The following is a 12,148-nucleotide window of genomic DNA, read 5'->3' as shown; positions in this document are numbered from 1 at the left end:
TAAACAAAAAATTGATATAATTTTGTCTTTACAAAGCATTGGTGAGGTTTATTGGTTCGCAAAACAAATTTACTAAACCTCTGCTTTGTTTTTTATACTATAGAAACTAGCAACTTGAATTAATTACATTAATTTAATATCCAAACGTCAATATAATCAACAGGTACAAATTCGTTATTTGTATCATAAAAATGGCAATTCAGCAAACATTCTCCATTTTCTAATAAATCTGCATGTCCTGTTCCCCATGCCTTTTGAATTTCGCCCTTTGATACCATTGAATATATGCCTTGTTTACCATCTAACAAACTTGGGAAATTCTCTCCTTTTATTCCTCCTTGTAAGGCAGTATAATGTTTATAACTTGATGAAGAGGTACCAAAAGTTTTTTTCATCCAAATGTTAAGAGCTCTTGCATTTATTATGTATTTTTTGCCATCAGAACCTAGAGCCGTATTTTTACTTCCATCTGGATTATCTGGTAAGGAAGGAATTATAATTCCAGAATAATTAAGAGCTCGAGATATTCTAATTGCACAAGTATTTAAGTTTTTTCCTTTTGCAATAACGGCATTATACATAGTCAAAATTTCACCTCCAATATCAGTACAAAGGCTTTGAGCATTAGTATATTTACTTGGACAAGCACTTTTGAAATCAATAAATGTTGGCAAATTCTGTTTTTGAAAAGTCAAATTAGGATTTTCCCAATAAGCAGCATCATAATCTCCATCTTGTCCTTCTGAAGTTCCCATAAACCAATTTTTAAATTGATTGATTGTTACATTAGGATTTTGCATTAAATAATTTATTGACCAAATTGCAAAAATCTTACTTTCCTCAGAAAAGATATTTTGTTCCAAATATTTATTTATAGTATTCATTGCATCGGCCCTATCTCTCAAAAAAGCTATTTGGGTAGAAGAAAGGGCTAATTCTTTACCTAAAATTTTTATCATAGGCATTGTATTCACGGGTACATTACCAGAGGGTGGAACTAAATCCGGACAGTCAGTGGCATTTTTTTCAGTATGAGAATGAGGAGGACGAACATCTCCTGCGAAATACCAAAATTGACCATTGCTTCCATAACAATTAGAGTGATTGTGCCCGCCACTTCCTCCAGTAGAAGGACCAGGGGAACTACCTCCCGTATGTCCAGGTGCATTATAACCAGGAACACTGGTGTTATAGCCTGGCGATCCCGAGGAGCCACTACCTCCACTTCCTGCGGGAACCCCTGTGCCAGAGTTAGTGCCTGAATTGTTAGTAGGGATATAAATTTTAGGACAATCGTCATCTCCACTATTTGTTTTTGAAGTTAGAGTTGAATTTGAGGGTGAGGAAGCTAAACTAATTTCAGTAATCCCAACAAAATAGTTGAAATCAAAATTATGCGCTTTAAAATTTTCAAAATTTTCCGGATTGCAAATATATTTAAATATGTATGTTGAATGTTCTCCTGTAGGCAGTACATTAATAACAAGATTATAGAAGATGTTTTCGGGTGTGTTCGGGTAGTAAAAACTAATACTATAATTGGTTTATTGGCGTATTTGGATTGTTTTTAATTACTGTCCTTATCACTAATTAAATCAGTTAATCCATATAAGCTTTATCAGGAGTCATGTTTGGCCCATATAATATTTATCCTTGCAAGGTTTATAATTTATACATATAACTAAAAATTGCTTTCACTCATTTTCATTTCATAACCCCACCTTTTTGTATTCCCCATAAGCTTTTTTAGCAATAGAATCTAACTCTTTGCTATTATAATAATGCAAGCAATTTGACATATAATAATTTACTCCTTCTTTACAGTTTTCACACATTATAGGTTCTGGAATATTTTTAATAATATTGCTTCCTAATTTTTTTGTTTCATTTAAATCATCAAGACTTAATCCATCATAAGGATTTAATGCATCTTTTTCTTCAATAAGTATAAAAATGGAATCATTTTTATAACTCTCTTTTAGACATGCAAAAAAAACATTGTCCTTATAGGCTGTTATCCATGGATTTTTACTTTTATTGTAGTCGAACGTCTGATAATTACCTTTGCCACATGAGCAAAAACACAATAATAATATCACTATATTTTTCATAATAAATTTATAATTTAATTTAAAATCCATACATCTAATCGATAAATAGGCGCATCATAAAAATGGCATTGATTCCCACACGTAGCATCACTTTTCAATAAATCTGCATGTCCTGTAGCCCATTTAAAATTACTGGAATAAATGGAATATATACCTTGTTTTCCTGATAATAATCCGGGTAAATTTACACCGTGAGCTCCAACATCAGCCTAAAAACAATTAGCTTTGTCTAAATCTTTTATAATTAGGTGTTTATAATGTTGTTCCAAATCCAAGGTGATGATGCAGATGGGTTATGGGTTAGTTTTAGCAGTTGGGCACATTGTATATAACGTCTCTAGATTATTTCTATCATTCAATACTTGGACAATAATTCATTGATATAGCTCTATATAACATTATGTTCTTGTTTTTTCTCTGTGAAAAATCAAAAACATAAATTATTTTTAATCGATTAAAAACATCGCATGCAATATATTTATAGTCAAAACCTTTTAAAGAATCTATTTCAACTATTTTTTTTGATTTTTTTTTAAAATCATTCTATTCATTATAAAATTGACACTTTAATATACTTTTGAATTTATTCAATTGGATCGCAGGAAAATGATGGATTGACTTCATATAAAGTTGTTTTTCTTTTTTTCCTTTCAACAGTATCAATAATATAAACTACCTTGTTAAAAAATACATCTCTTAAAGCACAAATATCATAGTTCTTAAAAAAATCAATTCCTACAATTTGGTTTTTATGTTTTTTTAAAAATGAATTTTTTACAAGTCGTATATCCGATTTGTTGTTCATCTCTCTTCTTCTATATCCAGGGTATTCACTAACCCAAAAATATAAATTCTCCTTCTTGTTGTTTTTCTCAAAATAAAAAACATACCATCTCTGAAAACCTTTACTGTTTGCAGGAAGAACAGTCTTAATTTGAAACGAATCTTCTTTGAAGCTCACAAAAATAGTGTCCAAAGTCTTTATATATGAAATATCTTGACAATACACATTAGTTGTAAAAAAAAGTAATAATAATGATATGTTGTTTTTCATAATATTATCTGTCTAATTCGTTATTGCCAGCGTTTATATATTGTTTATACAAGCTATATCTATCTGATCCGTCAGGAAAATTCTGAGTAAAAGAATTTGTTCCTTGTAATCCTGCTAAACTTATGTATTTATAATAATTATCCCAATTAAAAGGTTCAGAAGTCAAAGGATTTGCTGTTGGATGCATTGTATACGCTTCTAATTTTACTCTATTAGAAGGAGTTGTTATTAGATCTCTAATTTGAGAGAGGATTGTTTGCATTGTTGGTACCATATTATTTGTCATAAAGTTGTGTTGCTCATTAGCGTTAGGGTATTTTTTGTTAAAAAGGCTTACAATATCGGTTGGGCCAATAATTGGGTTATTGGTTACCGTAAAAAGATAAGCATGAATAAACTCATGTATAATAGTTCTGGCATTTTCAATTTTTGTTTGCCCCATAATACTGTTATTTAATATTTTTTTATTGATTTTAATAACTAGATAAAGTAAATTAGGATCGTAAATGGTACTACCATTTATCTCTTTTGTAGGATCTTTTTCGTCATAAACAGCATCAGCAAGTTCAAATTTTACATTATGTCTATAATTTCCCAAAAGGATATCTGCTCCAAACATGTCCATAAACAATTCTTTAAATTTAGGAGAATTTGTAAGAGTGTCATAAATTTCGTTAAATTTTTTTCCTTCTGGTGTTGCGTTTGTAATTGTAGATCTTTCAATATTCATGGGTGATCTAAAGGAAGCATTGATATCAAATCTTAAGTTGGGGTTATTAATGATTTCTACTAATAATTTACTCATAAATTCTTTACTGTTATAAGAAAAGCTATTTTCTTCCATAAATTGATTTACAGCATTCATTACATCGGCCCTATCTCTCAAAAAAGCTATTTGGGTAGAAGAAAGGGCTAATTCTTTACCTAAAACTTTTATCATAGGCATTGTATTCACGGGTACATTACCAGAGGGTGGAACTAAATCCGGACAGTCATTGGCATTTTTTTCAGTATGAGAATGAGGAGGACGAACATCTCCTGCGAAATACCAAAATTGACCATTGCTTCCATAACAATTAGAGTGATTGTGCCCGCCACTTCCTCCAGTAGAAGGACCAGGGGAACTACCTCCCGTATGTCCGGGTGCATTATAACCAGGAACACTGGTGTTATAGCCTGGCGATCCCGAGGAACCACTACCTCCACTTCCTGCGGGAACCCCTGTGCCAGAGTTAGTGCCTGAATTGTTAGTAGGGATATAAATTTTAGGACAATCGTCATCTCCACTATTAATTTTTGAAGTTAGAGTTGAATTTGAGGGTGAGGAAGCTAAACTAATTTCAGTAACCCCAACAAAATAGTTGAAATCAAAATTATGCGCTTTAAAATTTTCAAAATTTTCCGGATTGCAAATATATTTAAATATGTATGTTGAATGTTCTCCTGTAGGCAGTACATTAATAACAAGATTATAGAAGATATTTTCGGGTGTGTTCGGGTAGTAAAAACTAATACTATAATTGGTAATATTTTTATCATCAGTCATACTGATAATGTCATGCTTTGTAAATATAGCGGAGCTTAAATTCGTTCCATTACTATTTGATTTGGCACTATTATTTGCATTATTTTGGATAAAATAATTTTGAAATTCTGAGGGAAGTTCTTCTGCATTAAGGTATTTTGTGGCAATAGGCTTTGTGCCTTGGGTACTAGAATCCTGAACAGATTCTTTTTCACAACTCCATAAAATGATAGTGGCAAGAATAATGGTGTATTTTATTATTTTATTTGTCATTATTATACTTATAAATCATTGTTAAAATTATTTTTTTTCGCAAATATATACAATTAAAGCTACAATTATTTGTGTATTGTGAATGATTTTTTAATTATATATAGTTTGTAATGAAGTAGCTTTTTTTTTGACTTTCGGAATTAAACATTGTAAATTTGCTTTCTCAATTTGTATTCATGCTTGATATTAAAAATATTTCTTTTTCATATACTGATAAACCAGTTATTAAAAATCTCAATTTCACTATTAATAAAGGTGAAAATATTGCTATTATTGGCGAAAGTGGGTGCGGAAAAAGTACACTGCTTAAATTGATTTATGGATTGTACGACCTAGATGAAGGCGAAATTTTTTATGACGGGAAACCTGTTTTAGGACCAAAATACAATTTGATTCCCGGAATGCCGTATATGAAATATCTGGCGCAGGATTTTGATTTGTCTCCTTTTGAAACAGTGGCAGAAAATGTGGGCAAGTTTCTTTCTAATGGTTTTGCCAATATGAAGAAATTGCGTGTTCAGGAATTGCTCGAAATGGTAGAAATGGAACAGTTTTCTAATGTAAAAGCTAAATTTTTAAGCGGAGGACAACAACAACGGGTGGCTCTGGTAAGAGTACTGGCACTGGAACCCGAAGTGATTTTACTGGATGAGCCTTTTAGCCAAATTGATGCTTTTAGGAAAAATGCTTTACGCCGAAATTTATTTAAATATTTAAAACAAAAAAATATTACTTGTATACTCGCCACTCATGATAGTAGTGACGCACTTTCTTTTGCAGATGAGACAATCGTGATGCGCAACGGAGAAATAATAGTAAAAGACAATCCCGCAAAAATTTATGAAGATCCTGAAAGCCGTTATGTAGCATCGCTTTTTGGAGAAGTAAACGAAATTGCGACACATTTACTCCTTTCTTACGAAGATGAAAATCATAAAACATTAGTGTATCCGCATCAGTTAAAAATGACTGCTGAGTCGGATTTGCCGGTAAAAATCAGGCGAACTTATTTTAGAGGAAATCATTATCTGATCGAATCGGTTTACAAACGACAACTGATATTTTTTGAAAGTGAAATAGATTTACCGCTAGAAGAAAATGTCTTTTTGAAGTTGAATTACTTATAAAAACACAAAAACAAACCCGACAGTTTTCAAAATCTGTCGGGTTTGTTTTTTAATAATGTAAAGAAATATTAGTTCTTTAAATATTTTTCTAAAAACTGATCTTGCTCCCAAAGCAAATGCAAAATATTTTCTTTGGCCACATAACCGTGTGCTTCTTTAGGTAAAATCACCATTCTTGCAGGAGCTCCCAAACCTTTTAAAGCTTGAAAATAACGCTCTGTCTGTAAGGTAAAAGTCCCTGGATTATTATCGGCTTCGCCATGAACCAATAAAAGAGGAGTTTTCATTTTGTTGGCATTCATAAACGGAGACATGGTGTTGTACACATCTGTAGCCTCCCAATAATTGCGCTGTTCCGTTTGAAAACCGAATGGAGTTAAAGTTCTGTTGTAGGCACCACTTCTGGCAATTCCGCAGGTAAAAAGATTAGAATGCGTCAATAAATTAGCGGTCATAAAAGCTCCGTAGGAATGTCCTCCAACGGCAACTTTTTTTCTATTGATATAACCTAAGGCATCAACAGCATCAATTGCTGCTGCGGCATTATCAACCAATTGCGAGATAAAGTTGTCGTTGGGTTCTGTGGTTCCTTCACCAATGATCGGGAAAGCAGCATCGTCAAGAACAACATATCCTCTTGTTACCCAGTAAACAAAGGAACCGTAATACGGGAGCGTAAATTCGTTTGAGTTTTGAGTCGATTGTCCAGCACTATTTTTGTCCTTATACTCAGCAGGATAAGCCCAGATCAATAAAGGTAGTTTTTCTTTTTTTACTTTGTCGTAACCAGCCGGAAGATATAAAGTTCCAGATAATTCAACGCCATCTTTACGTTTGTATTTGATGACTTCTTTACTCACATCTTTGATACTTTCGAAAGGATTTTTGAAAAAAGTAATCGGCGTTAAGCTGTTTTGTTTTTTGATGTTTCTAAAATAATAATTTGGATACTCGCTTTTAGATTGAATCTGTACCAAAACTTTTCCGGTTTTATAATCTTCAATTTCCAGTAAATCTTCTTTTTTGTCTTTATAAGGAGAAGTATAAATTCGTTTGGATTGTAAAGTTTTTAAATTGAATGCATCAATAAAAGGAAATTGTCCTTCTTTGGTGTAACCATCACCAATACGATAAGCATTGTCACCTTCTATCGCGAGCACATATTTGTTATACGCATTTTTCTTCGTTTCAAAAACTCCCGGATCTGCATAAACATCCTGTTGGTTTCTGTCTGTAATGACTTTTGGCTGTTGTGCCGGATTTGAAGGATTAATGACATACGTTTTTGTGTTTCGAGTGTCGTACCATTCGTCAGAAAGAATAGCAATATTGTCATTACCCCAAATAATATCACTATAGCGCTGAGGTGTTTTTACCAATGAAGTTGCTTCAGCATCAAAAGGAGCATTCCATAAAAAAACTTCGTCTCTAAAATCTACTTTATTGGCAGGATTTCCTTCGTCTAATGCTACTACGTAAGATAAAGTGGCAGGTTTGTCGTTTCTCCACGCCATCTCTCTTTTTCCTTTTCGAACGGCCATAAAGCCTTTAGGAATTATTTCGTTCAAAGGAACTTCATTTACCACTTTTATTTCTTTTCCATTACTGTCGTATACTACTGTTTTAGAAGGAAATCGGTATAGCGGAACGACATAAGAAAATGGTTTTTGAATAGTGCTTAACATAATATAGTTTCCGTCTGGCGAAATTTTTTCTCCAGCGTACATAGCAGCTTCTTTAAATAAAGTCGCTGTTCCGTTAAGGTCTATTTTATATAATTCAGAAGTCATGATGTTTTCAAAATTGGCTTCGTCATTTTTGTTTTTCAACATGTCCGGATAAGTTCTGTTTTGAGATTTTTCTCCCGAAGCATTCGAAATAATCGGTCCAGTTGGCAAATCTTTTTTAGAATCTAATAGTGGTTGTCTGTTTTTAGGCAGCATTTTTACTAAAATGGTTTCATTGTCCAAAAGCCAATTAAACGGATTTCCAAGGTTGGCGTTTACAGTAGCATCAGTTAGTTTTTTGGCTTGTGCGGTTGCTACATCCAAAACCCATAATTCAACTCCTGAGTTTGTTGTATTCGAAAATAAGATTTTCTTATCGTTTGGTGACCACGAAATATTACTGATTTTAGGATTAGAAGGTAATCCTGCAACCTGCATTTCGGAGACACCCGATATTTTTCGTACTTTTAGATTGGTGATATACGTTACTGTACTTGAAATATTAGTAACAGGATTGATTCGTAAACCTGCTAAACGAAGTTCGTCTTGGTTCAGATCATCCAAAGTTTTATAAGTGCTTCGGTACATAAAAAGCATGTATTCTTTTTTAGTATCCATAGAAACAGTTGGAGCTTTTTCGTAATCGGCTAAATCGAGGATCGATTTTGGTGGTTTTTGATACGTTAAATTTTCCTGGGCAAAAGCAATAAAGCCAATGTTTAAGAATAAGAGTAAAGTAACCTTTAATTTCATAATTTGAATTTTTATGGTTTGAGAATGGTATTTATAAAGTTTGTCTAAAGTACTTTGATCTTGTTACACTTTTTAGGCAATTTTTCATGCTTTTTATAAAATGAAGCAGAAAATAGATTTTTTGATAATAAAAAAATGAATGTTAGCAGGTTTTTAAAGAATAATAGATTGTCAATTTCGAAAAAAACAGTAATTTGGACGCTTATGTTTTAAAGTATAAGTAAATTTGCAATGCAATTTTTTAACAAATAATAAAAAGAATATGTATCATTCAAAAATAGCGGGCTTAGGATATTATGTTCCTGCAAATGTCGTAACCAATGATGATCTGTCTAAGATTATTGATACCAATGACGAATGGATTCAGGAAAGAACAGGGATTCAGGAACGCAGACATATTATTCGTGGAGAGGATACCACCACTACGATGGGAGTAAAAGCTGCTAAAATAGCGATAGAAAGATCGGGCATTGCCAAAGAAGATATTGATTTTGTGGTTTTTGCTACCTTAAGTCCGGATTATTATTTTCCAGGACCAGGAGTTTTGGTACAGCGTGATTTAGGATTGCGAACAGTAGGAGCATTAGATGTTAGAAATCAATGTTCGGGCTTTATTTATGCTATCTCGGTTGCAGATCAATACATCAAGACCGGAATGTATAAAAATATTTTGGTAATCGGCTCAGAAGTACATTCAACAGGTTTAGACATGACTACTCGCGGACGCGGTGTTTCGGTAATTTTTGGAGACGGAGCGGGAGCAGCTGTTTTAAGTCGTGAAGAAGATCTGACAAAAGGAATTTTATCTACTCATTTGCATTCAGAAGGACAACATGCAGAAGAATTGGCTCTGCAGGCACCGGGAATGGGAGCCCGTTGGGTAACTGATATTCTGGCAGATAATGATCCTAATGATGAAAGTTATTATCCTTATATGAATGGGCAATTTGTGTTTAAAAATGCAGTTGTTCGTTTTGCTGAGGTAATCAATGAAGGTTTGGAAGCAAACGGTTTACAGGTTTCGGATATTGATATGTTGATTCCGCATCAGGCCAATTTGAGAATTTCGCAGTTCATTCAAAATAAATTTAAATTGACTGATGATCAAGTCCACAACAATATTCAGAAATACGGTAACACCACGGCAGCCTCGATTCCGATTGCTTTAACAGAAGCTTGGGAACAAGGAAAGATTAAATCTGGCGACACCGTTGTTCTCGCTGCTTTCGGAAGTGGGTTTACATGGGCAAGTGCCATCATAAAATGGTAAATTTAATATTGAAATAAGTAAAGAACCCCTAAAAATGTAATTTATAGGGGTTTTGTTTTTAATGTTTGGGTTCGTAAATTAGTCTTAAAAAAGTACTAAATCTTTCATTTTCCCTACTGATTGGGATTCCTGTAACTATTCCAATTAATAGATTTTCTGCAACACCAACTCTCATTTGAGGACGTATAATCATATCAAAATCTTTATTATTAATTTCTTTATTCAATTCAATACCAATAAAGTTTTTGGTCCCCGGAATCATATAATGAAAATTAGTGTTTATTTGCCAGGAAGTTGAGCTTGTATTATCCTCAAAATGATTTTCAATTACTGGTCCTGTGTAAAGAAGTGTGTGAAAATTATTTCCCCATCGTTTTGCAATTACAAAAAAAGGATTGTAACTGTTTCCCGTAAATAATTTACTCTCGCCGTATCGATTAAACTCAGTCAATTCAAATTCATGAATATACCCGATAGCCATTGATGTTTTTAGTTTTTCGGATACGAAAAATGAGTATTGGGCTGCTAATTTCAAACCATTTAGTTTACTGCCCGGTACATCAGAATTTTTATTGGATGGATAAATGGTGAAAGGCAATTCAACTTCAAGTCCCAATCGATTTATTGGTGCCCATTCGTATTCTATTAGTGTTAAATATTCGTCGTATTTATTCTTATCCGTAAGTCCAAAACCTACGTTCCATTCTTTTTCGCCTTTTCGGGCTCCAAGATCTCTTATTAAGTCAATATATAAAGGTTCAGCATGTAAAATTTTTACAGGCTCTTTTTTAGTTTCTACTTCTTGAATATAGAGACTGTCAAGTGTATTTTCGTTTTCGTTTTTAATTTGAGCGTTTGCTGTATATGTCAATACGACCATGATAGAAAACATGGTATTATTGAATGATTTTTTTTTCATTATAATTTGCTAATTTGTTAAAAATAAAGTCGCTTTGTTTTTCTTTTTGGAAAAACAAGATCAATTGAAACAGAATAAAACAAATTAAACCTCAGGAGGAGGTGAATGAATTTCTAAATAAGTTTTTAAAGGATATGAATTAGTAAAACAAGTTGTTTTAGTTTTCGATGTATGTTCGAACGGATTAATATTCATATTGAAAAAGGGAAGCGTAAAAAAGTCTAACGCGACAATTTTCTTCAATATTGTATGGTTGTCAGAATCGCAGTCATCTATTTCAGGAATTGCATTTTGATAACCTAAAACTTTTTCTACAACAAGTTCTATAATACTTTCCTGATCGTTAAGAGATAAATTTTCTGCTACAAAATTTGAGTTAAAATCACTAGTGTCAACACTGCAATTAAGAAGGTACAGCGCCATAAAAGCACAAAAGAATTTAAGTTTTTTGTTTTGTCTGATTGCCTTTAACATTAGGCAAAAATATAAACTTTAAGAGGAATGAAATTTTTATTAGCATTTTATTAAGAGATTTTTAGAGAGCACAAACGATAATTTATATTTTAGCGTTTTATTATTGTCATCTAGAAAAACAGGGCCTCTTTGGCTTTTATTTCTTTTGTGAAATGTGAGAACAGTAAATAAATATTTTTAATTTAAATGAAAAATCAACTCGAAATAGCTTGTTTTAATCTTGAATCTGCTTTAACAGCCCAAGAAAATGGTGCTGACAGAATAGAACTGTGCGAAAACATGAAATTGGGCGGGACCACACCAAACTATATTTTGGCACTCAAAGTAAGAGAACAGTTGGCTACAAAAATGCATGTTATTATAAGACCAAGAGGTGGAGATTTTGTGTATTCTGATGACGAGATTGTAGAAATGAAACAAGACATCAAACAATTCAAAAAATTAAAAGTGGATGGTTTTGTTTTCGGAATTTTAAATGCAGACGGTACTGTTAATACGACCCGAAATAGGGAATTGGTGCAATTGGCGAGTCCGTTGCCATGTACTTTTCATCGTGCTTTTGATGTTGTAAAAGACGTAGAGCAATCGCTGGAAGAGGTAATCAGTTGTGGTTTTTCGACGATTTTAACTTCCGGGCAGGGTAAATCTGTGGTTGAGGGAATTTCTGTTTTAAAACAAATTCAAAAATTAAGCAAAAACAGGATTGTAATCATGCCGGGCGGTGGTTTGCGTTCTGCGAATGTTTTGACAATAAAAGAAAAATTAAAACCAACTTTTTATCATTCTTCGGCGATTACCGGGAATGACGAAACTGCGGATCCTCAAGAAATAAAGGCGTTGGTGACACATTTACAGAAATAAAAAAGCTCAGAGTTGGCAGACTCCGAGCTTTTCTTCTACTAAAAAATAATTTTA

The 12,148-nt window shown here is 32.9% G+C and carries 10 protein-coding genes; 3 read left to right on the top strand and 7 right to left on the bottom strand.

Annotated elements, in window-relative coordinates:
* Positions 1-128 precede the first annotated feature (128 nt).
* The 4 genes from J3495_RS15150 to J3495_RS15135 all read right to left on the bottom strand — a co-directional run bounded on the left by J3495_RS15150 (position 129) and on the right by J3495_RS15135 (position 4,963).
* Positions 129-959, bottom strand: coding sequence for a T6SS effector amidase Tae4 family protein (locus J3495_RS15150; RefSeq protein WP_210667381.1), 831 nt, complete (start codon positions 957-959; stop codon positions 129-131).
* 750 nt (positions 960-1,709) lie between these two features.
* A complete protein-coding gene (locus tag J3495_RS15145) occupies positions 1,710-2,111 on the bottom strand; it encodes a hypothetical protein (RefSeq protein WP_210667380.1) in 402 nt (133 codons plus the stop codon).
* A 583-nt stretch (positions 2,112-2,694) separates the two neighbouring features.
* Positions 2,695-3,165, bottom strand: a complete 471-nt coding sequence (locus tag J3495_RS15140; RefSeq protein ID WP_210667379.1) for a hypothetical protein — start codon at positions 3,163-3,165, stop codon at positions 2,695-2,697.
* Positions 3,166-3,169: 4 nt separating this feature from the next.
* The gene (locus tag J3495_RS15135; protein ID WP_210667378.1) at positions 3,170-4,963 is read right to left on the bottom strand and encodes a hypothetical protein; all 1,794 of its coding nucleotides are present in this window, start codon (positions 4,961-4,963) and stop codon (positions 3,170-3,172) included.
* Between the two features lie 176 nt (positions 4,964-5,139).
* Between J3495_RS15135 and J3495_RS15130 the strand changes: the two genes are divergently transcribed.
* The gene (locus J3495_RS15130; protein ID WP_210667377.1) at positions 5,140-6,090 is read left to right on the top strand and encodes an ABC transporter ATP-binding protein; all 951 of its coding nucleotides are present in this window, start codon (positions 5,140-5,142) and stop codon (positions 6,088-6,090) included.
* Positions 6,091-6,158: 68 nt separating this feature from the next.
* Here J3495_RS15130 and J3495_RS15125 read toward each other — a convergent pair whose 3' ends face one another.
* Complete coding sequence (locus J3495_RS15125; protein WP_210667376.1) at positions 6,159-8,570, bottom strand: alpha/beta hydrolase family protein; 2,412 nt, start codon at positions 8,568-8,570, stop codon at positions 6,159-6,161.
* A 262-nt stretch (positions 8,571-8,832) separates the two neighbouring features.
* Between J3495_RS15125 and J3495_RS15120 the strand changes: the two genes are divergently transcribed.
* A complete protein-coding gene (locus tag J3495_RS15120) occupies positions 8,833-9,840 on the top strand; it encodes a 3-oxoacyl-ACP synthase III family protein (RefSeq protein WP_210667375.1) in 1,008 nt (335 codons plus the stop codon).
* A 58-nt stretch (positions 9,841-9,898) separates the two neighbouring features.
* Here the strand turns inward: J3495_RS15120 and J3495_RS15115 are convergent, their stop codons facing one another.
* Together J3495_RS15115 and J3495_RS15110 are read right to left on the bottom strand one after the other, a co-directional pair.
* Positions 9,899-10,720 (bottom strand): HAEPLYID family protein, encoded by an 822-nt coding sequence (locus J3495_RS15115; protein ID WP_210667385.1) that lies wholly within the window; start codon positions 10,718-10,720, stop codon positions 9,899-9,901.
* 123 nt (positions 10,721-10,843) lie between these two features.
* The gene (locus J3495_RS15110) at positions 10,844-11,182 is read right to left on the bottom strand and encodes a hypothetical protein (RefSeq protein ID WP_210667374.1); all 339 of its coding nucleotides are present in this window, start codon (positions 11,180-11,182) and stop codon (positions 10,844-10,846) included.
* Between the two features lie 237 nt (positions 11,183-11,419).
* On the opposite strand from J3495_RS15110, the gene J3495_RS15105 reads away from it, so the two are divergent.
* Positions 11,420-12,094: a copper homeostasis protein CutC gene (locus tag J3495_RS15105; RefSeq protein ID WP_210667373.1), complete on the top strand. Its 675-nt coding sequence runs from the start codon at positions 11,420-11,422 to the stop codon at positions 12,092-12,094.
* Positions 12,095-12,148: the final 54 nt, after the last annotated feature.

The sequence above is a fragment of the Flavobacterium geliluteum genome (assembly GCF_017948595.1).
GTDB lineage: Bacteria > Bacteroidota > Bacteroidia > Flavobacteriales > Flavobacteriaceae > Flavobacterium > Flavobacterium flavipigmentatum.
The sequence above is the reverse complement of the archived record's forward strand: the minus strand, read 5'-3'. Positions and strand labels throughout refer to the sequence as shown.

Coding starts and splice junctions, on each gene's coding strand:
- J3495_RS15140 (WP_210667379.1), bottom strand. CDS start 3,165: ATGAAAAACAACATATCATTATTATTACTTTTTTTTACAACTAATGTG.
- J3495_RS15125 (WP_210667376.1), bottom strand. CDS start 8,570: ATGAAATTAAAGGTTACTTTACTCTTATTCTTAAACATTGGCTTTATT.
- J3495_RS15115 (WP_210667385.1), bottom strand. CDS start 10,720: ATGGTCGTATTGACATATACAGCAAACGCTCAAATTAAAAACGAAAAC.
- J3495_RS15105 (WP_210667373.1), top strand. CDS start 11,420: ATGAAAAATCAACTCGAAATAGCTTGTTTTAATCTTGAATCTGCTTTA.
- J3495_RS15145 (WP_210667380.1), bottom strand. CDS start 2,111: ATGAAAAATATAGTGATATTATTATTGTGTTTTTGCTCATGTGGCAAA.
- J3495_RS15120 (WP_210667375.1), top strand. CDS start 8,833: ATGTATCATTCAAAAATAGCGGGCTTAGGATATTATGTTCCTGCAAAT.
- J3495_RS15135 (WP_210667378.1), bottom strand. CDS start 4,963: ATGACAAATAAAATAATAAAATACACCATTATTCTTGCCACTATCATT.
- J3495_RS15130 (WP_210667377.1), top strand. CDS start 5,140: ATGCTTGATATTAAAAATATTTCTTTTTCATATACTGATAAACCAGTT.
- J3495_RS15150 (WP_210667381.1), bottom strand. CDS start 959: ATGATAAAAATTTTAGGTAAAGAATTAGCCCTTTCTTCTACCCAAATA.
- J3495_RS15110 (WP_210667374.1), bottom strand. CDS start 11,182: ATGGCGCTGTACCTTCTTAATTGCAGTGTTGACACTAGTGATTTTAAC.